At 43.2% G+C, this 26,154-nt stretch carries 28 protein-coding genes and 1 pseudogene; 5 read left to right on the forward strand and 24 right to left on the reverse strand.

Annotated elements, in window-relative coordinates; genetic code table 11:
• Nucleotides 1-37 precede the first annotated feature (37 nt).
• From LJ707_RS00300 to LJ707_RS00310, 3 genes are read left to right on the forward strand one after another with little or no spacing between them, the layout of a single operon-like run.
• Nucleotides 38-784 (forward strand): prolipoprotein diacylglyceryl transferase, encoded by a 747-nt coding sequence (locus LJ707_RS00300; protein ID WP_228948723.1) that lies wholly within the window; start codon nucleotides 38-40, stop codon nucleotides 782-784.
• Nucleotides 777-2,174 carry a radical SAM protein gene (locus LJ707_RS00305; protein ID WP_228948724.1) on the forward strand — a complete coding sequence of 466 codons (1,398 nt, stop codon included), beginning with the start codon at nucleotides 777-779 and terminating at the stop codon, nucleotides 2,172-2,174. Before LJ707_RS00300 ends, LJ707_RS00305 begins: the two co-directional genes overlap by 8 nt.
• Nucleotides 2,171-2,440, forward strand: a complete 270-nt coding sequence (locus LJ707_RS00310; RefSeq protein ID WP_228948725.1) for a hypothetical protein — start codon at nucleotides 2,171-2,173, stop codon at nucleotides 2,438-2,440. The genes LJ707_RS00305 and LJ707_RS00310 overlap by 4 nt, the downstream gene beginning before the upstream one ends.
• Nucleotides 2,441-2,455: 15 nt before the next feature.
• Here the strand turns inward: LJ707_RS00310 and LJ707_RS00315 are convergent, their stop codons facing one another.
• From LJ707_RS00315 to LJ707_RS00345, 7 genes are all read right to left on the reverse strand, one after another.
• On the reverse strand, nucleotides 2,456-3,382 hold the full coding sequence (locus tag LJ707_RS00315) for an exopolyphosphatase (protein ID WP_228948726.1): 927 nt from the start codon (nucleotides 3,380-3,382) through the stop codon (nucleotides 2,456-2,458).
• A gap of 37 nt (nucleotides 3,383-3,419) precedes the next feature.
• Nucleotides 3,420-4,037 (reverse strand): hypothetical protein, encoded by a 618-nt coding sequence (locus tag LJ707_RS00320; RefSeq protein ID WP_228948727.1) that lies wholly within the window; start codon nucleotides 4,035-4,037, stop codon nucleotides 3,420-3,422.
• Between the two features lie 84 nt (nucleotides 4,038-4,121).
• A complete protein-coding gene (dnaJ, locus tag LJ707_RS00325; RefSeq protein ID WP_228948728.1) occupies nucleotides 4,122-5,285 on the reverse strand; it encodes a molecular chaperone DnaJ in 1,164 nt (387 codons plus the stop codon).
• A gap of 89 nt (nucleotides 5,286-5,374) precedes the next feature.
• Nucleotides 5,375-5,947 (reverse strand): nucleotide exchange factor GrpE, encoded by a 573-nt coding sequence (locus tag LJ707_RS00330; protein WP_228948729.1) that lies wholly within the window; start codon nucleotides 5,945-5,947, stop codon nucleotides 5,375-5,377.
• 288 nt (nucleotides 5,948-6,235) lie between these two features.
• Nucleotides 6,236-6,922 (reverse strand): cell division ATP-binding protein FtsE, encoded by a 687-nt coding sequence (locus LJ707_RS00335; RefSeq protein WP_228948730.1) that lies wholly within the window; start codon nucleotides 6,920-6,922, stop codon nucleotides 6,236-6,238.
• A 6-nt stretch (nucleotides 6,923-6,928) separates the two neighbouring features.
• Nucleotides 6,929-7,132 (reverse strand): fructose-6-phosphate aldolase, encoded by a 204-nt coding sequence (locus tag LJ707_RS00340; protein ID WP_228948731.1) that lies wholly within the window; start codon nucleotides 7,130-7,132, stop codon nucleotides 6,929-6,931.
• A gap of 104 nt (nucleotides 7,133-7,236) precedes the next feature.
• Nucleotides 7,237-8,262 carry an acyl-CoA reductase gene (locus LJ707_RS00345; RefSeq protein ID WP_228948732.1) on the reverse strand — a complete coding sequence of 342 codons (1,026 nt, stop codon included), beginning with the start codon at nucleotides 8,260-8,262 and terminating at the stop codon, nucleotides 7,237-7,239.
• Nucleotides 8,263-8,352: 90 nt separating this feature from the next.
• Here LJ707_RS00345 and LJ707_RS00350 point away from each other — a divergent pair, with 90 nt between their 5' ends.
• The gene (locus LJ707_RS00350) at nucleotides 8,353-8,706 is read left to right on the forward strand and encodes a 4Fe-4S dicluster domain-containing protein (RefSeq protein ID WP_228948733.1); all 354 of its coding nucleotides are present in this window, start codon (nucleotides 8,353-8,355) and stop codon (nucleotides 8,704-8,706) included.
• 505 nt (nucleotides 8,707-9,211) lie between these two features.
• Here the strand turns inward: LJ707_RS00350 and LJ707_RS00355 are convergent.
• Nucleotides 9,212-10,153, reverse strand: a complete 942-nt coding sequence (locus tag LJ707_RS00355) for a bifunctional helix-turn-helix transcriptional regulator/GNAT family N-acetyltransferase (RefSeq protein ID WP_228948734.1) — start codon at nucleotides 10,151-10,153, stop codon at nucleotides 9,212-9,214.
• Nucleotides 10,154-10,249: 96 nt separating this feature from the next.
• Here LJ707_RS00355 and LJ707_RS00360 point away from each other — a divergent pair, with 96 nt between their 5' ends.
• Entirely contained in the window at nucleotides 10,250-11,014 is a 765-nt protein-coding gene (locus LJ707_RS00360) for a C40 family peptidase (RefSeq protein ID WP_228948736.1), read from the forward strand.
• Here the strand turns inward: LJ707_RS00360 and LJ707_RS00365 are convergent.
• The 16 genes and pseudogenes from LJ707_RS00365 to LJ707_RS00440 all read right to left on the reverse strand — a co-directional run bounded on the left by LJ707_RS00365 (nucleotide 11,011) and on the right by LJ707_RS00440 (nucleotide 26,150).
• Nucleotides 11,011-11,919 (reverse strand): WD40 repeat domain-containing protein, encoded by a 909-nt coding sequence (locus LJ707_RS00365; RefSeq protein ID WP_228948737.1) that lies wholly within the window; start codon nucleotides 11,917-11,919, stop codon nucleotides 11,011-11,013. The two genes, LJ707_RS00360 and LJ707_RS00365, sit on opposite strands and share 4 nt — an antisense overlap.
• A gap of 136 nt (nucleotides 11,920-12,055) precedes the next feature.
• Entirely contained in the window at nucleotides 12,056-12,646 is a 591-nt protein-coding gene (gene hisIE / locus LJ707_RS00370) for a bifunctional phosphoribosyl-AMP cyclohydrolase/phosphoribosyl-ATP diphosphatase HisIE (protein WP_370632371.1), read from the reverse strand.
• 38 nt (nucleotides 12,647-12,684) lie between these two features.
• Nucleotides 12,685-13,470 carry an imidazole glycerol phosphate synthase subunit HisF gene (gene hisF, locus LJ707_RS00375; protein WP_228949749.1) on the reverse strand — a complete coding sequence of 262 codons (786 nt, stop codon included), beginning with the start codon at nucleotides 13,468-13,470 and terminating at the stop codon, nucleotides 12,685-12,687.
• A 9-nt stretch (nucleotides 13,471-13,479) separates the two neighbouring features.
• Nucleotides 13,480-13,824: pseudogene (locus LJ707_RS00380) on the reverse strand (endonuclease domain-containing protein); the annotation flags it as partial.
• A 36-nt stretch (nucleotides 13,825-13,860) separates the two neighbouring features.
• On the reverse strand, nucleotides 13,861-14,610 hold the full coding sequence (locus tag LJ707_RS00385) for a HisA/HisF-related TIM barrel protein (protein WP_228948741.1): 750 nt from the start codon (nucleotides 14,608-14,610) through the stop codon (nucleotides 13,861-13,863).
• Between the two features lie 6 nt (nucleotides 14,611-14,616).
• A complete protein-coding gene (gene hisH / locus LJ707_RS00390; protein ID WP_228949750.1) occupies nucleotides 14,617-15,270 on the reverse strand; it encodes an imidazole glycerol phosphate synthase subunit HisH in 654 nt (217 codons plus the stop codon).
• 50 nt (nucleotides 15,271-15,320) lie between these two features.
• Entirely contained in the window at nucleotides 15,321-16,466 is a 1,146-nt protein-coding gene (gene hisB / locus LJ707_RS00395; protein ID WP_228948742.1) for a bifunctional histidinol-phosphatase/imidazoleglycerol-phosphate dehydratase HisB, read from the reverse strand.
• Nucleotides 16,463-17,509, reverse strand: a complete 1,047-nt coding sequence (hisC, locus tag LJ707_RS00400) for a histidinol-phosphate transaminase (RefSeq protein ID WP_228948743.1) — start codon at nucleotides 17,507-17,509, stop codon at nucleotides 16,463-16,465. Before hisC ends, hisB begins: the two co-directional genes overlap by 4 nt.
• Before the next feature lie 2 nt (nucleotides 17,510-17,511).
• Complete coding sequence (locus LJ707_RS00405) at nucleotides 17,512-18,252, reverse strand: hypothetical protein (protein WP_228948744.1); 741 nt, start codon at nucleotides 18,250-18,252, stop codon at nucleotides 17,512-17,514.
• Nucleotides 18,253-18,353: 101 nt separating this feature from the next.
• The gene (gene hisD, locus LJ707_RS00410) at nucleotides 18,354-19,643 is read right to left on the reverse strand and encodes a histidinol dehydrogenase (RefSeq protein WP_228948745.1); all 1,290 of its coding nucleotides are present in this window, start codon (nucleotides 19,641-19,643) and stop codon (nucleotides 18,354-18,356) included.
• A 96-nt stretch (nucleotides 19,644-19,739) separates the two neighbouring features.
• The gene (hisG, locus tag LJ707_RS00415; RefSeq protein WP_228948746.1) at nucleotides 19,740-20,591 is read right to left on the reverse strand and encodes an ATP phosphoribosyltransferase; all 852 of its coding nucleotides are present in this window, start codon (nucleotides 20,589-20,591) and stop codon (nucleotides 19,740-19,742) included.
• 268 nt (nucleotides 20,592-20,859) lie between these two features.
• Nucleotides 20,860-21,831 carry a FimB/Mfa2 family fimbrial subunit gene (locus LJ707_RS00420; RefSeq protein WP_228948747.1) on the reverse strand — a complete coding sequence of 324 codons (972 nt, stop codon included), beginning with the start codon at nucleotides 21,829-21,831 and terminating at the stop codon, nucleotides 20,860-20,862.
• Nucleotides 21,832-21,857: 26 nt separating this feature from the next.
• A complete protein-coding gene (locus tag LJ707_RS00425; protein WP_228948748.1) occupies nucleotides 21,858-22,757 on the reverse strand; it encodes a FimB/Mfa2 family fimbrial subunit in 900 nt (299 codons plus the stop codon).
• A gap of 9 nt (nucleotides 22,758-22,766) precedes the next feature.
• Nucleotides 22,767-23,711 (reverse strand): FimB/Mfa2 family fimbrial subunit, encoded by a 945-nt coding sequence (locus tag LJ707_RS00430; RefSeq protein WP_228948749.1) that lies wholly within the window; start codon nucleotides 23,709-23,711, stop codon nucleotides 22,767-22,769.
• Nucleotides 23,712-23,723: 12 nt separating this feature from the next.
• The gene (locus LJ707_RS00435) at nucleotides 23,724-24,590 is read right to left on the reverse strand and encodes a hypothetical protein (protein WP_228948750.1); all 867 of its coding nucleotides are present in this window, start codon (nucleotides 24,588-24,590) and stop codon (nucleotides 23,724-23,726) included.
• 60 nt (nucleotides 24,591-24,650) lie between these two features.
• Nucleotides 24,651-26,150: a hypothetical protein gene (locus LJ707_RS00440; protein WP_228948751.1), complete on the reverse strand. Its 1,500-nt coding sequence runs from the start codon at nucleotides 26,148-26,150 to the stop codon at nucleotides 24,651-24,653.
• Nucleotides 26,151-26,154: the final 4 nt, after the last annotated feature.

Raw genomic sequence — 26,154 nt, forward strand, 5'->3', positions numbered from 1 at the left:
CTCCTGAAAATTTGTATTTTGCCGTAAAAACCCGGCTTTGCATTTTCCTGTTGACTTACATATCGGCAAACTTTCGCTCCCCATACACTTCATCTGCGAAACACTTTCTTATTTCATTGGCTACCGTTGTTACAGTTACCTGCGCAGGCAGGTAAACGATAAAATAAGTGATTATAACCGCCTGATTATTTTTGTTGGTGCCGCCGCCGGGGCTTTTTTAGGCTCACATTTGGTCGGCATTCTTGAAAATCCCGAATATTTAAAACAACTCAGTCTTTATAATTTCATGGCCAATAAAACCATCGTAGGCGGTTTGCTTGGCGGGTTGATAGGGGTTGAACAGGTAAAAAAAGCCATCGGCGTAAAAGCCTCTTCCGGCGATCTGATGGTTTATCCACTGATAGTAGCCATGATTATCGGGCGTACAGGTTGTTTCTTCGCCGGGTTGGAGGATGGTACTTATGGCGTTGCGTCCACCTTGCCCTGGGCCATCAATTTTGGCGATGGCGTATACCGGCATCCTACCAATTTATACGAGATTTTGTTTTGGCTGATGCTGTTGATAGCCTTACTATCGCTCAATAAAAAGTACACATTTGCCGATGGTGCCAGGTTTAAAATGTTTATGGTGAGCTACTTGTTGTTCAGGTTTTTTATTGAGTTTATTAAGCCTGCCTACTTCTTTAGTTTCGGCCTTTCGGTAATACAATTGGTATGTTTAGGCGGATTATTGTATTATTACAAGGTATTTACCCATCCTTCAAAACTGATTACTTATGCCTGAACGTCCGTACATCTATTATGATTTTACCCTCAGCATTTGTTCAACCTGCCTGCGGCGGGTTGATGCCAAAATAGTTTTTGAGGACGAAAAGGTATATATGCTTAAAGTGTGCCCCAGGCATGGCCGCGAAAAGGTGCTGATAGCTACTGATATTGAGTATTATAAAAACTGCCGTAACTACGCCAAGCGCAGCGAGATGCCTTTAAGGTTTAACACGGCAACACACTATGGTTGCCCATATGATTGCGGCCTGTGTGCCGACCACGAGCAGCACTCATGCCTTACAGTTATAGAGGTAACCGACCGTTGTAACCTTACCTGCCCAACCTGCTATGCCATGTCATCGCCGCATTACGGGCGGCACCGTACGCTGGAGGAGATTGAGCAGATGTTGGATGTGGTGGTACGTAACGAAGGGCAGCCCGATGTAATACAACTGAGCGGCGGTGAACCCACGGTGCATCCCCAGTTTTTTGAGATACTGGACATTGCCAAAACCAAACCTATTAAGCACCTGATGCTGAATACCAACGGCATCCGCATAGCCAAGGATGAGGCCTTTGTTGAACGGCTGGCCAGCTACATGCCCGATTTTGAGATCTACCTGCAATTTGATTCGTTTGAGCAGGAGGCGCTGGAAAAACTGCGTGGCGAGGATTTGCGCTGGGTGAGGGAAAAGGCAATCGAACATCTTAATAAATACAATCTATCGACCACATTAGTAGTCACCCTGCAAAAGGGAGTGAATACGCACGAGATAGGCAAAATCATTGAGTATGCGTTAAAGCAGCGTTGTGTGCGTGGTGTAACCTTTCAGCCAACGCAACAGGCAGGCAGGCTCGAAAACTATGACGAAGCCACTGAGCGCTATACCATGACCGAGGTACGCAGTGCCATACTGGAGCAAACCAGCATCTTTAACCATAACGATCTGATTCCGGTACCCTGCAACCCGGATGCGCTGGTGATGGGCTATGCGCTGAAACTGGGCGATCAGGTTTTTCCGCTTACACGGATGATCAACCCGGATGACTTGCTGGACAACTCAAAGAACACCATAGTTTATGAGCAGGACGAGCAGTTGAAGCTGCATCTCCTCAATATGTTCAGCACCGGCAATTCGGTTGATAAGGCCAAGGAGCATCTTAAATCCATCATGTGCTGCCTGCCCGAGATTGACGCGCCAAACCTGGGCTATGATAACCTGTTCAGGGTTATCATCATGAATTTTATTGACGCGCAGAATTTTGATGTACGCGCCATTAAAAAATCTTGTGTGCACATCGTGAACAAGGACATGAAGATCATCCCGTTTGAAACCATGAACCTGTTTTACCGTGATGACAAAATAGAATATCTCAACCAGTTACGTAACGAAATACCTGTATGACGCCTGAACAAAATCCCGACACAAATAAGCGCCCTGTTTACATGGGCATTACCGGCGTTAACATAATTATACTTGTTGGTTATACGATAATTTGTGGCATGTTGGGCGAGGAGGGATTAATATTTCAAATGGTTATAGTATTTATCCATGCTGCCGTATGTGTAATTATTGCACCTTTCGCGCGTAAGTGGGAATGGGTGCTTGCTGGCATTTTGGTGTTAATAATTGGTATGTCAAGCTGTTATGGTTTAGCGGTAATGCTTTAATTAAGGCGGGTTAACCTAACTTAATTCTGCAGCTAAAACACCTTCCTTTAGTGAATAGGTAGACATGACGATATTGGATATGCCAAGCCTCTGCATAACAAAACGGGTAATAAGTGATGCCATCACGATCATATCAACCCGTACGGGAATAATGGCCGGGTTTGATGCCCTTTGCTGATGTGATGATATGATCACCGCGTTGGTAACTTTGGTCAATTCATCTGTGTTAAATGAATAATTCCGTACATCTTTTAGCCGGAAACCTTCATTTTTCGGCTTTTCTATCAGCTCCGTAAATGTTTCAAAAGCACCTGATGAGCCTATCAGCGTATCCGCTTTATTGTTTTTTACGGCATCAAACAGTGGTGTTAACTTTTCTTCCAGATAGGCATTTAATTCAGCAATTGAGGCCTGCGGAATAGGGTCGGTTTGATGAAACTTATCCATCAGGCGTGCTGCGCCAATTTCAAAGCTTTGTTTCCAGATGATGCCTGCGTTGCTACCTAAAATAAATTCAACGCTGCCGCCCCCGATATCCATAATCAGCGTATTATTGGCAGACAGGCAGCCGGATGCCTTTATCCCCTCATAGATCAACCCCGCCTCGGTATCGCCGTTAATGATCTCTATCTGTATCCCGGTAAGTTCTTTTACCTGGTTGATGAATTGCTGCCCGTTACCTGCATTGCGAAGGGCAGAGGTAGCAATAGCACGCACACAATCAACCCCGTGATTATTTATTAGCTGACCAAACTGTTGCATGGTAGCCAAGCCGCGCCCAAAGGCTTCGGGTTGAATGGTGCCTTTATTGATGCCCCCTTCGCCAAGCCTTACGGCAATATGTTCATGCTCCAATATAGCGTAATCGGTAATGCTGCCCTCGGTAATCAATAAATGAAAAGTGTTGGTACCAAGGTCCATCACAGCTACACGTTTATTCATATTAGCCATAAAACCTTAAAGCTGATGAGTAGTTTGTTTAAACTTTTTTGTTAATAATAACCCCTTCGTTAAGCAGCAGCCACACTTTTTGCAGGATGAAGAAGATGGCGAAACCGGGAAGTAACGATATTAATTCAACCGCTGATACAGACAGTTTATTCATAACCGGTGTTTGTACGGCAGGCAATAATCTGGGCAGGTAATTGCTTATTAAAGCAGACAGTATAACCACAATAAAAAATGCCCTGAATGCCGCACCTAAAGATGAAGGAGTGATTTTGAACGAAGTCATCATCATAATAATGATAGTTGCGAAAGTAGCGAATACAGGAATTGCTGGTATAAAGCTTGTTGATGCCGATAAGGTAAGCAAACCGGTATGATAGGCTATCGGTATAAAAAAACTGATAATACTCAATGCCAGATAGATAGAAAGCCACAAAGCTGTTGATTTAGCCTGCCAATGCCTCAATGAACCAATCAGGAATATGATAACAGCCACAAAGCTCAACTCAGCCAGGAATAACAAAAAATATTGTAGTCCTTGAGGTATAATCAATGGAATGATCTTTACCGCCGCCGATATGCCCCGGCTAACTATATATATTATATTCAGTAAAAAAGCCAACTGGGCTGATTTTAAAGTGATCTTCATGGAAACAAATTAATGGCGGTAAATATAGCATATAAACAAAACAGCCCGGAATAACCGGGCTGTATATTACTTTACGCTTACTTTTTACTCAAAATATTCCTTCATCCGTTCAAAAAAGCTTTTTTCGTTTTTGCCCGGGTTGGGTTTAAAGTTGGGCGAGCTTTGCAGCTTTTCAAGCAGTTCGCGCTCTTCGCGGCTCAGTGCCTTTGGCGTCCAGATGTTGATGTGCACCAACTGGTCGCCACGGTGATATGAATTAACCTCGGGCACGCCTTTACCTTTAAGGCGAAGTATTTTACCGCCCTGTGTGCCCGCGTCTATCTTAATTTTGGCTTTACCATCAATAGTAGGCACTTCAACGCTGGTGCCTATTGCGGCATCAATAAAGCTGATGTGCAGATCGTATATCACGTTGTTGCCATCGCGTTTCAGTGTTTCGTGAGGCACTTCCTCAATCAGGATGATCAGGTCGCCGGGTACACCGCCACGCGGGGCCGCGTTACCTTTGCCGCTCATGCTTAGCTGCATGCCTTCGCTTACACCGGCAGGTACGTTAATGGTGATGGTTTCCTCACCTCGTACAACGCCATCGCCATGGCAAACATTACATTTTGAGGTGATTATCGAGCCTTCGCCATTACAGGTAGGGCAGGTGCTGGTGGTTTGCATCTGGCCCAAAATGGTGTTGGTTACCCTGCGCACCGCGCCGCTGCCGCTGCAGGTTTTACAGGTTTGAAAGGATGATTTATCCTTCGCTCCGCTGCCGTCGCAGGTTTTACAAATAACTTGTTTGTTAACCTTTATCTTCTTTTCGGCACCGTTTGCAATTTCCTCAAGGGTTAGTTTTACCTTGATGCGCAGGTTGCTGCCACGGGCTACGCGCCTGCCGCCGCCCTGACGTGCACCACCGCCGCCAAAAAATCCCTCGAACGGACTGCCTCCGCCAAATATATCGCCAAACTGGCTGAATATGTCGTCCATATTCATGCCGCCGCCACCGTAGCCGCCACCTGTGGCAGACTGCGCATTGGCCGCATGGCCAAACTGGTTATAGCGCTGGCGTTTTTCGGGATTGCTTAATACCTCGTAAGCCTCTGCCGCTTCCTTAAACTTTTCCTCAGCCTCCTTATCGCCCTGATTTTTATCCGGGTGATATTTGATGGCCATTTTGCGGTAAGCCTTCTTTATTTCGTCAGCCTCGGCAGTACGCGAAACCCCAAGTACGTCGTAATAATCTCTTTTTGACATCTCTGTTTATGTTCAATTATTGAATTATTGATTGACGGAATTATTAATTTTCTCTCATTCAATAAATCAGTAATTCAATAACTCAATAATTAATTTCCTACAATAACTTTGGCAAAACGCACAACCTTGTCGCCAAGGTAATAGCCTTTTTCCATTTGGTCTATCACTTTGCCCTTTAATTCATCAGTTGGGGCAGGTATATTGGTGATAGCCTCGTGTAAGTCAGCATCAAATGGTTCGCCAACGGCTTCCATCGGTTTTAAACCTTTTTGCGATAGTATGTTATTCAATTTGCTATGTATAAGCTCAATGCCGGCTTTAACAGCCACAACATCAGTAGCCTGGTCCATTGATTTGAAAGCGCGCTCAAAATCATCAAGCACCGGTAATAATGATACAATGATTTCCTTACCGGCGGTTTGCAATAGCTCTACACGCTCTTTAGTGGTGCGTCTTCTAAAGTTATCAAATTCGGCATACAGGCGCAAATATTTATCGTTGGCTTGTGCCAGTTCTTCTTTTAATTTGGCTTCAGCAGTAGGCTCCTGGGTAGATTCTTCGACCGGTTGCTGCGTATTATCTTGTTCGGCAGCGTTGTTATCGTTCACTGCTTCGTTATTATCTTGCATGTCGGTATGTTCTTTCTTTTTTTTCTTCAACATATCATTAAATTTCATAGCTAAATAATGCCAAACAAATGCCTTGCCATACCGGCAAAACAGCCAAGCTGACAGCAATAAGTCATTTTTTTAAGAAGCTATGACAGACTTTTGTTATAAAGTGGCAGTAGCAGTCATATAAGAATAGTAGTGGCAGTCAGTGTAGAAAAAAGTGGCAGTTGCGGTGCCAGTAGCAGTTGTATCGTTAGATTTTTGCTATAGCCACTACTGGCTATCAAAAAATACTGGCACTGTCACCGCAACTAATAAAAACTGCTGCCCAAACTAAACTCAGGCTATCTGCACATCCTCTAATACCTTACCATTTTCGCATTTAATAATGCGTGATGGAAAGGTGCGGATGATATGATAATCATGTGTGGCTACCACAACGGCTGTGCCCATTTGCTGGCTTATCTGCTTAAGCAGCATTACAATTTCTTCGGATGTATCAGGGTCAAGGTTACCGGTAGGCTCATCGGCAAGTATTATCTCCGGATCGTTAAGCAAGGCACGCGCAATTACCACACGCTGTTGCTCACCGCCTGATAGCTCGTGCGGCATTTTTTTAAGTTTTGAGCGCAGGCCAACTTTTTCCAAAACGTCGAGGGTGCGTTCGGTAACCAGTTTTTTATCCGTCCAGCCGGTAGCGTTTAGTACAAAATGCAGGTTTTGTTCAATGGTACGGTCGGTTAATAACTGAAAATCCTGGAAAACGATACCCAGCTTACGGCGCAAAAACGGCACATCGCGGTCGGCCAGTTTACCCAGATCGTACCCGCAGGCATACCCGTTGCCGGCGGCAATGTTAAGGTCGCCGTATAATATTTTCAGCAAGCTACTCTTGCCCGATCCGGTTTGGCCTATCAGCCAAACAAAATCATTTTTGTCAATATGCAGGTTTACGTTTGATAGTACCAGGTGTTTTTGCTGAAATATATCAACGCCGGTTAGTTTTATTATAGAATTTCCGATCATGGTGGTCTATAGCTCCAGTTTTAAAATCTGCCCGAAAGGCAGGTCCTTAATAATATTCATAATTTGCTCGGCCTTGTCGGCAAGCCCCACTTTATCAAGTGATTTGTCGGGCCTGTCAACCCTGAAATATGCCAGCAGCGTAAACTTATCGTCGCGCAACTGCACATAATCCGGTATTTTGGCAACGCCCTTTACTTTTATAATATACATTTTTGTAGGCTTAAAGCTCAAAGCAGAAAGCATAAAGCAATTAATATGGGCTTTCAGCTTTTTGCTTTACGCTTTTACCTTATCCTCCCAAAGTTATCGTTATTTTAAAGATCAGCCAAAAATTTCATGGTATCAATTCCATCGGCATAATCGCCAAGGCCGGGTTGCTGGCTTTGGCCAAATTCAACCACCTGGTTATTAACCTTTAATGATGTGACGCTAACCACGCATTGTATCTTGTCGCTTTGGCTGTTAATAATGGTTTCAGCGGCCTCTAAATGCTCATATTCATCGTAAAACAATACGGCCAGGGGCGAGGCCAGTCTTTCATCCTGCTTTACCAGCAAAAAGCCGTTATCATAATGCTTATCGCGGTTTACAAGGTATATTGATTTATTGTAATCGTAATTATTATGGTATTTATGGTGATTTCCTACTTCGCTGTATGCTTCTATCGACTCAAAAAACGTGGTAAAATCATAACCGGCAGGTACCAGTAGTTTTGATACATTACGGCAACCCAGGCCATAATAATCAAAAATATCGTGCCCGAGGGTATGCAGTTGCTCACGCGTTTCGTTACCGGTAAGCACTGCTATGCTGTTACGGTTTTTGCGGATGATGTGCGGCACCTTGCCAAAATAGTATTCAAAATAGCGGGAGGTATTATCACTGCCGGTGGCAATAACGGCATCAAAATTTTGTAATCGTTCAACAAAAGTAAAGCTGCCCTCAATGCTGATGTTTATTTCTACCAGTTTATTAAGCAGATAGATGATCAGCCGGGCATCCTGCGATGAAGCCTTTATTAAAGCCCTGTTGCCTGACAAAATTACGCTCAGCACATCATGAAATCCAACTAATGGAATGTTACCGGCCAGTATCAAGCCAACGCTTTTTGGTTGTTTATTTTCGTTTTGCGGATATTGCTCAAGCCACTGTTTAAGGTTAGCTATAGTAAGGTTGACGGCAATAGCATCAATGGCCGATTGTATATTTTCGGGTGTGAACCATGCGTTGTGCAGCTTTTCAGTTTGGATGAGTTGCGTAAGCTGTTCATCGGGTTGGCGCAGGTATTCGCCAAGGGCGGCAAAAGCTTGTATGTATGTATTGGGATTGTAATTTGACATATTAAATGTGGTATCGGTATAAACCCTGAAACCCTTTTTTTGTTATATTTGTGGCTTGCAAAGTTAATTTAGAATATAGAATAATAAAATATGGCGATCAAAATCACCGATGAATGCATTAATTGCGGGGCCTGCGAACCAGAATGCCCTAACAATGCTATTTATGATGCTGGTGCCGCCTGGCGTTTTTCTGATGGTACAGGTTTAAAAGGGCTTATCGACTTTGGCGATGGCAATACCCTTAATGCCGAAGAATCTCAGGCTGCATTATCTGATGATATATATTACATCGTACCCGATAAGTGTACCGAATGTGTTGGTTTTCATGACGAGCCACAGTGTGCTGCTGTTTGCCCTGTTGATTGTTGTGTAGATGACGAAGACATCCGCGAAACTGAAGAAGAACTGCTTGCCAAAAAAGATTGGCTGCATTTAGGTGAATAATTAAATTCTTTTTTTAAGAAATGTTAAAAAGGAGCATCTGTTGGTGCTCCTTTTTTTGTTTACCCCTCCTAAATCCTCCCCGAGGGGGAGGACTTGCTTGTCGCTTTTTTTTATTTATTGTCATTTCGAACGAGGTACGAGGAGAAATCTGTCGTTTGATTGTGAACGCGTGCAGATATCTCGCTGCCGCTCGATATGACAAGGTTGGTTAACTCGATATTAAAAGTCCTCCCCCCGGGGAGGATTTAGGTGGGGTTTTACGAGGAGAAATCTGTCGCCTGATTATGAATGCGTGCAGATATCTCGCTGCCGCTCGATATGACAAGGTTGGAAAGGAATGTAAAAAACACGTTCATTGCGCGGTATGAAGCAAGCTTTTTAGGTAGTTCGCAAACCCCTCCCTGGCCCTCCCGGGGGAGGGAAATTTGAGACTCTTTTAAAGTGAATTTGTAATTCCCTCCCTCGGGAGGGTCAGGGAGGGGTTTAACAAAGCTTCCTGCTAACCTTACAAATACATCTCCATCTTCACATCAGCACGTTTATATGGCGAATCTCCCACCGGGATATCCTTAAAGCCAAATTTGCGGTACACGGCAAGGGCAGGGGCAAGTTTGCTGTTTGAGCCTAACCAGATGCGTTTGGCACCCAGGCTGCGGGCAGTGTCGACGATGGATGTCATTAAGGCCTGGCCTATTTTGCGGCCCTGGTATTTGGGGCTTACACCCATTTTGGCTATTTCGTACTCAAGGTATCCTGTTTTAATAAGTGCGCAGGTGCCTGCTATATCGCCATCCACTTCGGCAAAAATTATGCGGCCACCGTTGTTTAATATATGTTCGGGATGATCGAGTTGTTCCAGATCATGCGCTTCAACGGTAAAATAAGTATTTATCCACTCCACGTTAAGCGATTTAAAATACGGAGCAAGCTCAGGCTTATAATCCAGCACCTTAACATCAGTAGGGCCCGAGTAGCTGAACATTTCCTTAAAACGCTGGTAGTAATTCTTTTCGGCCAATTCAGCCTCAATTTCAATAAGAGCTTGCAGTAAGTTGTTTTTTTGACTGCCGAATAATGATTTATTCAGGCTTAAAATCTTGGCCCAAACATGCTCGAATTTGACCAGGGATTGCTTGCCTTTTTCGGATAGGCGCAAGTTGCGTTTACGGCTGTCGGTTGATGATTTTACTGATTCAATATATCCTAAAGCCTCCAAATCCTTCGCCAGGTGGATTACGCCCGGATGGCTCATGGAAAGCTCTTCTGAAATTTCAGTAATTCCTATTTCATCGCGGCGACTGATCAGGTAATACAATGCAAAATATTTCGGTTCAAAGGTTAATCCTTCATCTTTATATATCTGCTCCACATCCTGCGAAAAGATATCATATAAACGCTTCATACGCGCGCCAACAGCAAGCTCCTGCAAATCATCAATTATCGCCATAGTAATTTATGTAAGTACTTACGTATTTACTTACGTAAGTACTTACAAATATATTATTTGTTATTGATTGTTTACATTTGGCGCAAATATTTTTTAATGGAATACGGTATTTGTAATATGGCCATAGCGCCTTTAAAGGCTGAACCATCTGAGCGCAGCGAGATAAAAACCCAGGTTTTGTTTGGCGAAGCCTTTATGATATTGGAGCGCCAGGAGCACTGGGTAAAAATCACCACCGCGTACGAAAATTATACCGGCTGGATAGGCAAGTTGCTATTTACCCAACTTGATGAGGCCGACTACAACCATATTAAACAAACACCGCCAACCATAACTACTTCTGCCGTTACCTGGGCATTTAAAAAACCGGAGATGGCTTTGCTGTATTTGCCGTTTGGCAGTTCGCTGCCTTTTTTAGAAGGTGATGAGTGCCGGGTGGGGGATAATTTTTACATGGTACCCGAAGTGGATGACGAACTGGAAGATACGCTGATTGAAACCGCCATGCAGTTTTTAAATGTGCCTTATTTGTGGGGTGGGCGTACGCATTTTGGCATTGATTGCTCCGGGTTAACGCAGGCCGTGTTTAAATTGCATGGCATCAAAATAGACCGTGATGCTTCGCAGCAGGCAGTGCAAGGGGCGTTGGTAGTCAATATTGAAGAGGCCAAAGAGGGCGATCTGGCGTTTTTTGCCAATACCGAAGGGCGTATTACCCATGTAGGCATCTTGTTAGGCGATGGCCAGATCATCCATGCATCCGGTCGTGTTAAAATAGAGCAAATAGATGAAAAAGGTATTTACTCCGAGGAACAGGGCAAATACACCCATCGGTTAGCGGTAATAAAAAGATACTTTTAAGCGAAGTTTACCTGCCATATCAGCACAGCTTTATCATCACTTACCGAGATCAGGTTGTCGCCGTTCCACACCAGTTTATTAACGGATAGCACATGCGATGGTATGCCTTTTTCACGGCTGATGATCTTGCGGAGCTTAAAGCTATGTGCATCCCATATTTTGATGCTTTTATCCATACTGGCCGTAGCAAAGTAGGGGCGGGTGGGGTGAAAGGCAATATTATTGATAGCAAACAAATGCGCCGGTATATTTTGGAGCAGGGTGTAGCTGTTAGTATCCCAAACCTTCAATTGCGCATCGCGCGAGCCGGTGAGCAGGTAACTTCCATCAGGCGAGTATTGTACCGAAAATACGGCCATGGTATGCTCATGTAGGGAGGTAATATAGCCGTAATCGTCCATATCATATATCTTTACGCTGTTATCGCGGCAGCCAAAGGCTATATGTTTTTTTTGAGTAGATACGGCAATGCACCGTATGGTGTCTCCCGAAACCTGTATAGTGTGCAGATGCTCCAGCGTATCAAGACTCCAAACGGTTACCGAGCCATCCTCGCTGGCTACTAATAACTCTTTTTTGGAGATAATGCTCTTTACATCAAACACCGGCTTGGTATGGTGCTTTAGTACTTTTACTACTTTTTGCTGAATAAAATCAAATACTGTTACATCACCAGTGCGTAAGCCCACAAACATATACGGGTAACCTTCGGGGCAATGAATGGCATAAACCGATGCAGGTACCGGAAACATCACCTTAATAAAGGAATTGTCCTTCAGGCTCCACTCCACAACGCCCTTGTCATTACCCCCGGTAAACAATATCCCCGGTTTTTGGGATAGCTCAGCGGTAAATATTGGGTTACCATGCCCTGTAAGTTCTGCTATTTTTTGTACTTCGATCATTTACCTCGTTAGTTCATGGTTCATGGTTGATAGTTCATAGTAGTACAAGGTTCATGGTCTATAGTTTCGGAATATATGCGAGCAACTAAGTAGCTATCTGCAAATAAGCCATGAACCATGAACTATCAGCTATGGACTACTTATGCCTCTCCTCTAAATTCTTAGCTATAGTTTCAAGGCTGATGCCTTTTTCGCGCAATAGTACCAGCAGGTGGAAAACCAGGTCTGACGATTCATTGATAAAATCGTGTTCGGTTTCGTTTAGCGCGGCTATAACGGTTTCAACGCCTTCCTCGCCAACCTTTTGGGCTATTTTATTAAGGCCTTTTTTGTGCAGCTTGTTCACGTACGATCCTTCCTGCGGGTTTTCATACCGATCAGCTATAATGCGTTCCAGTTCATGGATAAAGTTCTGATTATATTCCGTTTTAAAGCAACTGCGCGAACCTGTATGGCAGGTTGGGCCATCGGCTTTTACCTTGATCAGCAGGGTATCGTTATCGCAATCAATATCAATGCTTTTTACATGCAGATAGTTGCCGCTGGTTTCGCCCTTTTTCCAAAGGCGGTTTTTTGAGCGGGAGAAGAAGGTGACCACATTTTCCTGTACGGTTTTGTCGTAGGCCTCTTTATCCATGTAGCCCAGCATCAGTACTTCAAGGGTCTGCTCGTCTTGTATAATAACCGGCACCAGGCCGTCGCTTTTATCGAAATCAATGTTCATTATGTGAGTTTTTTGATAGGGATGATGAGTTAGCAAAACTATCAAACCATCCGCACTTCAATGCTATGTTGTTGTAAAGTGTTTTTCAGGTCAGGTATCAGTATCTCGCCGTAATGAAACACCGAGGCAGCTAACGCGGCATCCACATTTGTTTTTTCAAATACATCCACAAAATGCTGTACCGAACCCGCGCCACCCGAAGCTATAACAGGTATATGCACGGCATCGTTAACGGTTTTAAGTAAGCCATTATCAAACCCTGCCTTGGTGCCATCATGATCCATTGAGGTGAGGAGTATCTCGCCCGCGCCGCGGCTTTCGGCTTCTAAAATCCACTCTAAGGTTTCGCGCTCGGTAGGCAGGCGGCCACCATTCAGGTGAACAATGTTTTTATCGCCGATGCTACGGGTATCAACCGCGATCACCACAAACTGTACCCCAAAGGCTTTGGCCAATTCATCTATCAGTGCCGGGTTGCGCACCGCTGCCGAGTTGATGGAGATCTTATCAGCACCGGCGTTAAGCAGGGCATCGGCATCGGCAATCTCATTAATGCCACCGCCTATAGTGAAGGGTATATTTATTTGCCGGGCTACTGATTTCACCAGTTCAACCATAGTTTTTCGGCGTTCAACAGTAGCCGTGATATCCAGAAATACCAGCTCATCCGCCCCCTGGTTAGAGTAGTTCCATGCCAGTTCAACCGGGTCGCCGGCATCGCGCAGATCAACAAAGTTTACACCCTTAACCGTGCGCCCGTCCTTAACGTCAAGGCAGGGGATAATTCGTTTGCTAAGGCCCCCCGACCCCCTAAAGGGGGAGGAAATAGCTTGTTGTATAGTGTTCAATACCTTTTGTATTTGAGTAAATATCTCATCGTTGGTGAAACGCAATACCTTGATCCCATCATTTTCAATATTCAGTTGCCTTCTAATATCATTAACGGCTACCTCGGGTAAATTGTGAATGCCGCCATCTACCTCAATAATCAATTTGTGTTGATGGCAATAAAAGTCGGCAATGTAAATGCCTAACGGGTGTTGCCGCCTGAATTTAGTACCGAGCTGGCTGCCTTTTAAATGTCCCCATAAGAGCATTTCAGCATCAGTCATGTTGTTTCTTAATTGCTCAGCGTTTTTAAACATCAAACTATTTGCGCCAAGAAACATCTTCTTTTTCATAAAACAGGCAAAACTCCCCTTTAGGGGTTGGGGGCCTTATATAGATATTAAAGCGTCCAAATTCCAGTTTTTTACATCTTCGATAGAAATATGGCCTTCGTAGATGGCTTTGCCTACCACGCATGATTCCACTTTGATGCGGCTTAGCTTTTCGATATCGCCCATTGAGCTTACACCACCCGATGCGATTAGTTTGATGAAAGGTGAATGATCCAACAATTTTTCGTATAGTTCAATACCTGCGCCACCTAACTTACCGTCCTTATTAATATCTGTACATAAAAAGCGGAAAAAGCCCAGCGCCAGGCACTTATCTACGTAATCCATTAGTTTGATGGGGGAGCTTTCCATCCAGCCCGAGTATTTGATCACTTCGTCCAATACGTCAATGGCGATAACTACCTGGTCAGAACATTTGTAATCGCCGCAAATAGATTTGCTGAGGTCAACAAGGAATGTGGGGTTGGTAAGGGCTTGTGTACCAACGATAACACGGTGCACGCCGGCATCAATCAGTTCCTTTACCTTTTCAATGCTCCGTACGCCGCCGCCATATTGTATCTTCATGTCCGTTTTACGGATCACATTGAAGAGGTACGCCTGGTTTGAGAAATCGTTTTTAGCGCCATTGAGATCTATCACGTGGATAAAGTTTGTACCGTTTGACTGGTAACGCTCGATCATCTCTTCTAAAGATACATCATACTCTGTAACCTGTTTATAGTCGCCTTCGCGCAGGCGCACCACTTTTTTGTCCAGAATATCAATAGCGGGAATAATATACATGCCTTTTTAAATTTTTGAAAAGTTAGTTAAGAGGGTTTCACCATACAGGCCTGATTTCTCGGGGTGAAACTGCACTCCGTAAAAATTATCAAGCCAAATTGATGCCGAAAATTTGTTGTTATAAGTTGTTGACGACAAAGTGTATGCACCATTGTATTCAATAAAATATGAATGTACAAAGTAAAAGTGCGAACCTTGCGGAATATTTGCAAAAAGTTTATTCTCTTTTTCGGGGTAAACGCGGTTCCAGCCGGTGTGGGGTACCTTGTACTCAGAGCTGTCAGTAAAGCGCATGGTTTTAACCGGAACAAGGTTAAGCAGGCTGGCGTCACCCTCCTCGGAATGCTCGGTTAGTAGCTGCATGCCTACGCAAATACCCAGTACAGGTTTGGTAAGCGAGCGTATTTTGGGTACAAGGCCGGTGTTTTTTAATTTTTCCATAGCCGCGCCCGCATGGCCTACGCCGGGGATAATATAACGGTCAAACTGTTCAAAATCAGCTTCAGTATGTATCATTCCGTAGGCAATGCCCAGCCTGTCTAAAGCAGCAGTGAGCGAGAATATATTGCCGGCACCGTATCTTATTATTCCAATCCCCCCACCCCCTGAAGGGGGAGCAACTTCACTTGTTTGCGAAGCCTGGGTATTGTTAGCGTTCATTTCATCCATGCTATTAACTTCTGTTCCCCCTTTAGGGGGTTAGGGGGCCACTACAGTACTCCCTTAGTGCTTGGTAAAACCATCTTGTCTACATCGCGTTTTACGGCCATTTTTATGGCTTTGGCAAAGGCCTTAAATATAGCTTCAATTTTGTGATGCTCGTTTACACCCTCAGCCTTTATATTCAGGTTGCACTTAGCGGCATCGCTGAACGATTTAAAGAAATGATAGAACATTTCGGTAGGTACATCGCCTACCTTTTCACGTTTAAAATCGGCATCCCAAACTATCCAGTTACGGCCACCAAAGTCAATAGCTGCCTGCGCCAGGCAGTCATCCATCGGGAGGCAAAAACCATAACGCTCAATTCCTTTTTTATTGCCTAAAGCCTCAGCAAAAACCTCGCCGAGGGCAATGCCGGTATCCTCAACGGTGTGGTGCTCGTCAATATGCAGGTCGCCTTTGGCTACTACTTCCAGGTCAACACTGCCGTGGCGGCCAATCTGATCAAGCATGTGGTCAAAAAAATGCAGACCTGTTGAGATCTTGCCTTCGCCTGTACCATCAAGGTTTAGCTTGATGTAGATGTCGGTTTCCTTAGTGGTGCGGCGGTGTTCAACCACGCGCTGGCCCAGTTTCAGGTATTCGTAAATGTCTTTCCAATCGGTGCTTTCAATAGCGATGCTTTCCTTAATGCTTTCCGGCCATTTATCGGTATCAAACTCGGTGCCGCCAAGGTTGGAGTCATTATTTAACCAGATGGCTTTAGCGCCCAAGTTTTTAGCCAATAACACATCATTCTTACGGTCGCCAATAACGAATGATCCTTGCAGATCGTACTCATCGGTATTCAGGTATTGCGTAAGTAAAGCGGTGCCGGGCTTGCGCGTAGGGGCATTATCGCGGGCGAAGGTACGATCGATAAATATGGCATCGAAAGTTACGCCTTCGTTCTCAAACGTTTTTAAAATGAAATCGTGTACCGGGTAAAAGTTAGCCTCGGGGTGTGATGATGTACCCAGGCCATCCTGGTTGGTAACCATCACCAGCTCAAAACCGAGTTGAGCAATCTTAGGTAGCCACTGTAGCGCGCCGGGGTAAAACTCCAGCTTGGCAAACGAGTCGATCTGTTCGTCGGCAGGCTCCTTGATCAGCGTGCCGTCGCGGTCAATAAAAAGTACTTTTTTCAGGCTCATTTATAATTCTGTAAAGCGTTGATCAATGTTTCATTTTCGGCAGGGGTGCCGATGGTGATGCGCAGGCAACCTTCGCAAAGCTCCACTTTTGAGCGGTCGCGGATGATGATGCCCTGCTGCACCAGGTAGTTGTAAATCTCCCTTGCACCGGTGGTTTTAATCAGGATAAAGTTGGCATCGGATGGGTAAATATCCAATACAAAATCAAATGATTTTAGTTGAAGTACAAGTTTATCTCTTTGGTTTAAAGTTTCTTTAATCCAGTTATTTACGATGTCAATATTGCTTAACGCCTCAAGCGCTAACTGTTGCGATGCCTCGTTGATGTTATAAGGTGGCTTTACCTTGTTCATCACCTCTATGATCTCTTCGCTGGCAAAGGCCATACCCACACGCAGCCCGGCTAAGCCCCACGCTTTTGACAGGGTTTGTAATACCACAAGGTTGGCATATTCCGTCAATTCCTGTATAAAGGTTTTTTGGCGACTAAAATTGATATAAGCTTCATCAACCACTACTAAACCACTAAAGTTGGCCAGCAATGTCTCCACATCTTCACGGTTAATAGAGTTGCCGGTGGGGTTGTTGGGTGAGCAAATGAATATCATTTTGGTATGCTCGTCAATCGCTTCGGCAATACCTTCAAGGTTGAGCTGGTAATCCTCGGTAAGCAATACCTTGCGGGTTTCCACATCATTAATGTTGGCCGATACCTCATACATACCATAAGTAGGCGGCACCAGTATTACGTTATCAACTCTCGGGTTACAAAAGCTGCGGAACAGTACGTCGATAGCCTCATCACTGCCATTGCCTAAAAATATATTGCGCGGCGGTACGCCTTTTATCTCGCTCAGGCGCTTTTTAACTTTGTATTGCAATGGGTCAGGATAACGGTTATAAGCGGTATCCAGCGGGGAGCCAAAAGCGTTTTCGTTGGCATCCAGATACACGCTGGCCTCTCCCTTAAATTCATCTCTCGCGGAGGAGTAAGGAACCAGCTTTTTTATGTTAGGACGAAGTATTTTATTTATGTCGAACATGGTTATTTAAGAGTTAAATCGGGAGAAAACTTATATCTCTTTCCTTTAAATTGAAAAATTACTTGGCCATTATATGATTGAGGTGATTCAAAATATCCTCCATCATCAGTTTCAATTAAATCATTAAATAAATAATGGCTCGTTGTTTTAAGTATCAGAGGGTCAAACATCGCGGCGAAAACACGATTGTTAGTGCCTGCTTCTGATACTTTCCAATAATAGATCTTTTGATTAATGATTGCCGGATTCGCAAACCAGCCAAAGTCTTCAGCTTTGTTGTTGAGGCTGATCTTATTCCCTTTATTTAAAATAATAAAATCACCTATGTTAGCGAATATTGATTTTTTATAATGGTTATTACCAACCATTCCATCTTCGTTTTCTTTGTTGGTTAGAATACTTTTGCCATCAATTACCAAATACAAATAAACGTCATTTGAGATTTTTTGTATTCCGTATTGCTGATCAATGGTGTCCAATAGCTTATTGTCTTTCTTTACAACAGCATATGTGCCTTCTCCCAAGCCAAAATCAAAATAGCCAGTATCTGTAATTATGAAATCATTTATCACCGTGTAAGGCTTAAAAGCGGTATCCTTAGATATAGCTTTTTTACTTGTATCTATTTTTGGAAGCACAGGTGCGGTATCAAACAGTAAGCTATCCGATTGTGCACTTGTTTGCTTGCCTTTGCAAGCGGCAAACAATATCAGGCTCAAAATATAGATAATGTGTTTATTCATTCTATTTTTCATCCCGTCATTGCAACGTACGAAGCAATCTCTTGAAGCATGTAGATCGGAGATTGCTTCGTACCTCGCAATGACGGATTGGTTTTATTTTATTACTTATCAGCATACCTCACACTCACCGCATTCGCATGCGCATGCAGACCCTCCAACTCAGCCAGTGTTTGCACAGCCGGGCCGATGTTTTGCAGGCCATCAGCCGTAATATGCTGAAAGGTTACCTTCTTAACAAAAGAATCAACTGAAACACCGGAATAGGCTTTGGCATAGCTGCTTGTGGGTAGCGTATGGTTAGTGCCTGATGCGTAGTCGCCCGCGCTTTCGGGTGTCAGGTTGCCTAAGAATACCGAACCGGCATTGATGATGCTACCCGTTATCGCCTGCCATTTTTCAGTAGCTAAAATGAGGTGTTCCGGCGCATACTGGTTGCTAAAGGTCATGGCTTCACTAAGGCTGCCTGTTACTACGATGTAGGATTGGTCAATCGCCTGGCGGGCTATTTCTGCTCGTGGCAATATGGCTAACTGTTTCTCCACTTCGTTAGATGCCGCCGCGGCTGTTTCATAAGAGGTGCAAACTAATATCGCCTGGCTATCTATACCATGCTCAGCCTGCGCCAAAAGGTCGGCGGCAATGAATTTGGGGTTGGCTGTTTCATCCGCAATCACCAAAACCTCTGATGGGCCCGCAGGCATATCAATCGCCGTAGTGGTGGTTGATTGTATGATGGTTTTCGCCTTGGTAACAAATTGATTTCCTGGGCCGAATATCTTATCAACTTTAGTAATACTTTCGGTTCCGTAAGCCATTGCCGCAATGGCTTGTGAGCCACCTGCCAAGAATATCCTGTCAATATTCAGCATCAAAGCCACATAAGCGATGAAGGCATTTACCTTGCCATTTTTTTGCGGCGGCGAGCATACGATGAGTTCATGGCAACCGGCAATTTTAGCGGGTATACCCAGCATCAAAAAGGTACTTGGTAAAACGGCAGATCCACCTGGGATATATAGGCCAACTTTCTCGATCGGCCGCAACTCGCGCCAGCAGGTAACGCCGGGCATGGTTTCCACCTTATCCTCAGTTTTTAATTGTGACTGATGAAACCTGTAGATGTTTTGGTATGCAATATCCAATGCGGCTTTTTGCTCAGGCAATACGGTGGCGGCTATTTCCTCCAACTCATGCTTGTCGAGGTAGAGCTTTTCAAGCGTTACTTTATCAAAGCGGTCGGCGTAATCAAACAGAGCGCGGTCGCCATGCTGTTGTACGTTGCTGATCACCTCTTCAACAATGGCACGGATCTCGTTTGCCGGGTCAATATTGCGTTGTACCAGCCTGGCTATATCCTGTTTTGTTAGTTCTGAATAGTTGTATGTTTTCATAAACCTCATTCCCCCAAACCCCCTGAAGGGGTGTTACGTCCTGAATTTAATATGCGCATTGCTCCGGGTTCCCCTTTAGGGGCGGAGGGGCTGGCATTAAATTATTATCTTCTCTATCGGCAATACCACAATGCCCTGGGCACCGGCCTGTTTAAGCTGGCTTATACGGTCCCAAAAATCACGCTCGGGTATTACGGTGTGTACGGCCACCCAGTCGCTTTCGGCAAGTGCCACTACCGATGGGCTTTTTACACCCGGTAATAACGCTGTAATGGCATCCAGGTTTGCTTTCGGCGCGTTCAGTACCACGTATTTGGTTTCTTTAGCACGCAATACTGATTGTACACGCTGGATAAGTTCCTGGATCAGGTCGCTGTTTTCTTCGCCTTTACGTCCAATCAACACCGCCTCGCTGCTCATTACATCGGCAAAAGGCATTAGTCCGTTACTTTTTAACGTACCGCCGGTTGATACCAGGTCGCAAATGGCATCACTTAAACCTAAGCCCGGAGATATTTCAACCGAACCTGATATGGTGCGAATGTCAGCCTCAATATTATTGTTTTGCAGGTATTTATTAAGAATGACAGGGTAGGTGGTGGCGATGGCTTTGCCATTTAACGCGGCCAGGCTGCCTATGTCGCTATTGTTTGGGATAGCTATTTTAAGTGAGCATTTGCCAAAGCCAAGGCGTTGCAGATAAGCTACCTCAACCTCAGTTTCTTCAATCACGTTTTCGCCAACTATGCCCAGGTCTGCAATGCCATCCTGTACGTATTCGGGTATATCATCATCACGCAAAAAAAGTATCTCAAGCGGAAAATTTGATACCGGTGATATTAATGAGCTTTTATAATTCTCAAAGTTAAGGCCGCAGTTTTTAAGCAGCTCAACAGACTTTTCATTTAGCCGACCCGATTTTTGGATCGCTATTTTTAGTGTTTTCACAAAATAAAATTAAGGGTAAATAAATAAACGGGGGTGCTGTTATTTCACGTAGAAACATACATTATCTAATATCGCCATGGTGGCGATGGTGCAGATGCAGATGATGTAGTTTGTAACCGTTCATTTTTTAATATATAGTAGTACTATAGATTTTGAAGTGCTGCAAATATATACAGTAGATCATAAAATCAAAATTATATGTGAATTTTTATGAAAATGAAAAAGCCCTTTCGGTTGAGAAAGGGCTTTGATTAAAAAGTATTGTTACTCAAAATTCCTTTTCTATAACATCACTACTCCAGGTGGGATCGATGTTGATATTGGTATTATTATTTGATGTTCCATTACCACCAAAAAGATTACCTGTTAATGTAACTATCTTGTTGGGTTTAAATGTAATGTCTGACAATTTACTTGAGATTAGATGGCTATCGCCATCATAAGCACTTAGTTGTACTGTGTATTTGATAACAGGATCAGCAACAAATACTGCGGAGAATTTAACATTTGTTTTACCTTTAACAGAATCAGGAAATGCAAATCCTTTAGAATAATAAATGCCATAGCTGCTATTGTTATTCGGGAATCGCGAATAAACCGGTTTTCCGGTTGAAATACTAATAGCGTCGGGTAGAGGTTTGTTAAATGTAAATCCCAAACTTTCAGCCTTTTGAGGTATCGCATCCTTTATCACAATTTCAAGTTGCGAAGAAATCCTGTCAAGGCTAACCGTTTGTGAAATGTCGCTATCTGCAATAGTTATAGTTGTGCGCTTATAGTAACTTTCGGGCAAAAGTGATGATGTATTAACGTTTACTCTTCTAAAATAACAGTAATTGTTGCTAAAACTTAAATCATATGGGCTTTCTAATAAAAATGATCTTCCAGTATTTTGATAATCTATCATTCCTACAAATATCACAGTATATGTGCCCCCGGGTAATGATTCAGTAAAAGAGTTATTAGGCGTACCCCAGCCTGATGATCGGTTAGCTTTTAATCTGCCTTTATCATCATATATCAACAATTGAAGATACCGGGATTCATAGGCAGGTGTATTTACTTCACTGCTTTTAATACTGTTCGTTTTTATATCAGTAATTTCTGTTGTAAATCCACTTACAGTAAACGTTATTTTATGCAATTCGTCCGAACAGGAACTATGCTGTTCACTGTTTTTTTTGCATGAGCCAAATGCTACACACAAAACCAATAATATATTTAATATATTTTTTTTCATTTGATGTTGAATTGAAACATTTAATATTAAAACTGAACAACTTCTTTATCCGGGTCCCAGGCCTCGTTAAAGGTTGCGTTAAATGATCCTTTCGCATCTGTAAATAACCTACCTGATAGTATTGTTCTTTTGTTAGGCAAGCAATTTATATTGGGTACTGTAATGTTGGCAAGTAAGCCGCCGGTTTTTGAGGTACAAACAATTTTTACAGTGAACGTTTTTGTAGTATTCATTACGTTTGTGGCTATAGTGAAATTCTGTTTTCCAATTAAGGAGTCTACAAACGTTGCTGATCGTTCAGTTTCAAATGACGGAGAAACCACAACCCCTGTTTTTAAATTCAATGAATAATCAGGCGAAACAGTAATATTAATAGATTTAGCTTCCGGTGGTATAGAATCTAATACCTTTACCTGAAGTTGTCCTACTATTCGTTCTAAATTTATGTTTTGCTGTTCAGCAGGAGTAGATGAAGATACAGTGAGATTGAACTTTTTGTAAAAAATATCACGCCCAAATGCCCGCAAAATGTAGTTGCCTACAGGCGGAGAACCCCAAGCGCCCCATACAACCACAGTATACTCGCCTGTAGTAAAAGTGTCATTTATAATGCCAAAATTAGGATCATCATAATCTTGCAGGATAGTGGTTATTATATTGCCATTATTATCTAAAACGTAATATGCCAGTTGGCTTATTGTTGTTTTTAAATCGGTTGATTGTGCAGTAAGTGATTTATTAGTTTCATTTTTAACGCCTGATACAGTTTTTGAATTTGCATCAATACCTACATTAAAGTTTACTGTGTAAACTTTGCCGGTAGTATCCGGCTCCTCCGGATCGGGTTTACCCGGGCTCTTACCATCCTTTTTACAGGCCGCGAAAAGCAGGAAGAGCAAGGGGAAAATTAAATAAATTTTTCTCATAACTAATATTTAAAATGATTTATTGATCACGGTTGAACTCCAGGCGGTATCAACTTTAACATTATTGCCAGACGGGCCTGTAGCGCCACCAAATAAATTGCCACGCACCAGCGTAATTTTGTTAGGACTGCAAACAACGCCTGTAATAATTTTTTGTGCATATAACGTACTACCTGAATAAGCTCTTATAATTACTGTATGGGTACTGTTAGGCGGTACAAGCATTTGTAGTTCAGCGGTTATGTCACTGCGCTTATTTTGTGCAATCCCGAAAGATCCGCCGCTGCCAACTACCTCATGATATTTCTCGGGGCTGTTGCTGAATCTATTATAGGTCGAATCAATGCCAATGTCTATACGCGTTACAGCGGTAGGTACATAGTCTTTTATGTTTACCCGTAGCCTGCTGGTAATTCGTTGCAAGGTTACGTTTTGTGTTTGATTAGTTTGCGGAATGTTAAAGCTGATTTCTTTAAAAAAAATGTCTTTCGATAACTGCATAGGGCCAAATTCAGTATCGTTTTGATAGACGTAGTAATAGTTACCATCACTTTCCAGGTCAACTATTAAATTATAGCTAAACCGGCCTTCACTATAGTAAGTCTCCTTCATGCCGGTAAATACCGCCTTGTAGTTGCCCTGCGGTAATATTACCGAAAACTGCCCGAGGTTGCCTCTGTATACTGATGTTACGCCCTTATAAACTTCTTTTTTCTGACTGTCAAAAATATTAAGGCGTATGGCATCAGTTGTGGTGTCAAGTATGTCGTTGGTTTTTAAGCCATTGGTTACTGATGATAGATCAAAATCCGTAAATTCCTGCGAGAAGCCTGTAGCATTAAATTTCACCTCGTATTTTTTACCGTCGTTGGGCGTGTTTTCGGGAGCTTTATCTTTTTTGCACGCTGTAAATATTAGGCATGCAAGTATGGTTATCGTAAATATTTTTTTCATAAGATGGCTGTGTTAAAATTCAACAATCGTTGTATCAGGCTCAAATGCTTGATCGTAGCTTGCGTTAAAACCGGCTGAGTTCACGTCAAACAATTTACCTGATAGTATTGTACGCGTGTTTGGCATTACCTTTACGCTGTCAATAATTACTTTTTTACCTGTCGCAGAATTAATTGTTACCCTAAGATTTCTATCGGTGTTGGTTAACGATAGCAGGAAACTATAATTGGTAGTACCGATCAAGTTAGTCGGTATTTTTTTTACATAGCTCCTTAAATAAGTAGGATCGCCCGGCAAGCCGTCGGCAATATTTAAAGCCCTGTCGGTATTTACTTCATAGCTTATGCTGGTGGTTCCCTGTGGTATGGCATCCAGTATTTTGATTTCCAGTTGCCCGTTGCGGCGCTGCAGGTTTATATTTTGTGTTACGGATGAATTGGTTACCGTTAGCGTAAACTTTTTATAAAAGTTATCCCTGCCTACAGCTACAAAATTCTTATCGTTATACAACGTAGGCTTACCATCGGTAGCTAATGATATTATGGTGTACGTGCCGGCTTGTAAATTATCGTTTACTGAGCCGAAGTTCGATAGCGTGCTGTCCTGCACATAATGGCTTACCAGTTTATCTTGCGAGTCATAAACAAAATAAGCTAAAAACGAGGCTACGTCGGAAATATCAATATCCGCAGTGGTTTTTTGCCCGATTGCTGATTTTGTGCTGACGGTTTTACTGTTAGCATCTATGCCAACATTAAAATTTATGTCGTAGGTTTTACCATTATTATCCGGATCAGGTGTTGATGGGCTTTTGCCGTCTTTTTTACAGGAGAGCACAGCAAGCCCAATCAATGCAAAAAGGTAAAAGGTTTTTTTCACGGTAACGAAAATTTCGGTAAAGATAGTTATTTTGCTAATAACCAATTGTTTAATTTTAATTCAGGGCTTACTTACCAGGTAGATTGCCCCTTCATCAAATCCATAAAGTTTTTTTACCCGAAATTGTTTTTCAATGTCAGTAAGGCTAATCAGTTCAGTGTTAGCCATGGCGTTGAACCATACCAGGTAAAACTGTGTTTGCCGGTTAAATTCAGCTACATCGGCAGTAAAAAACTTTTGAGGCACCAGTTTGGCGTGGCCGCCGGTAAAAAAGTAAACCGCCTCGTCGGCATCTGAGTAGATGGGGATGCCGGGTTTATACATATGCTTATTTTGCTTGAGGAAGTTGATGAAATGCGAGGTGTTCCAATCATCATCGCTATAGCCCGGTACGCCATATTCAAATTCATCGTCATAGCGTTTTAAATCAATGAGGGTAAGGTTGTACAAAAAGCCTGCTATAATAGTAACTGCCGCGGCAGTTGCCCATTTACGGTTGTTTGTTTTTATGGCTTTAACAGCGCCAGGTATCCAACCGGTACAGGCAATAAGCATTGGCACGTACATGGGCGAAAGCAGCCTCGAATTTAACCGCTCAAACCGCGAAAAGGTGGCAATGAGTAAAATAAACAGGGCGTATACAATGGTATAAAGCAAAAACAGGTTTTCGTAGCGGTTTAAGTCCTTATGCAGCACCCGCCAGGCAAAGTTTATTATTAAGGCTACCAGTATTAAGGCACTTAACAGCGCGCCGTAAGCATAGGTAATATCTGTAAGGCCGAGCCAATCGCAAATTACTACACCAAAATAATGCAGGTTTTCGCCAAATGAGGTGATGGATGGCTTGCGTGTACCGGTTGATAGGCCTGACGACAGGTAGTTAACAAGCAGGTTAATAAGCAAGGGCGCTATAGCGGTTGCACCAAACACTAAAGTGTTGATCAGTCGCTTTTTTAGTGAGCGCCTTGCATCAAACAGCAGCATTAAACAGCCTGTAGCTATAACGGTAATGCCCGCGTAGCGGGTAATGCAGCATAACCCGGCAACAAGCGCGGCAAGTAATAACTGTTTTATCCCCGGTGAATCTGAATATTTCTTAAATAGAGGAATAAAAAGAATGGTCAGGAAGATGAATAACGTTTCTGACCATAGGAAGCTGTATATCTCCAGCAGTGCAGGGCTAAGCAATATGGCCGCTAACACCAGCCATTTATATATTATAGATGGCGTTTTAAACCGGCTGATGCAATAGCCTGTCAGCAATATAACGCCGCCAAACAATAATCCGTTAATTACCGGCCCGCCCTTAACAGCATCGGCACCGAACAAAAAGCTGCTGCTTAATACCGTGGGGTAAAAAACCGGGAAAAAGGTGAGAGGAGTGCCGTTAAAGGTAATGAGGTTGCCGTGTTTATAAATACTTTCGGCAGTGCTGGCATACATAATGGAGTCGGGCGATATGCCGACCCCACTATATTTTGTAAAAAAGTAAACAGCTAAATAACCCGCTATGGCGAATAGTAATGTATCGATATGGCGGATGATTTTGCTGTTTAGCATAATA

Source organism: Mucilaginibacter sp. UR6-1 (assembly GCF_020880975.1).
Lineage (GTDB): Bacteria > Bacteroidota > Bacteroidia > Sphingobacteriales > Sphingobacteriaceae > Mucilaginibacter.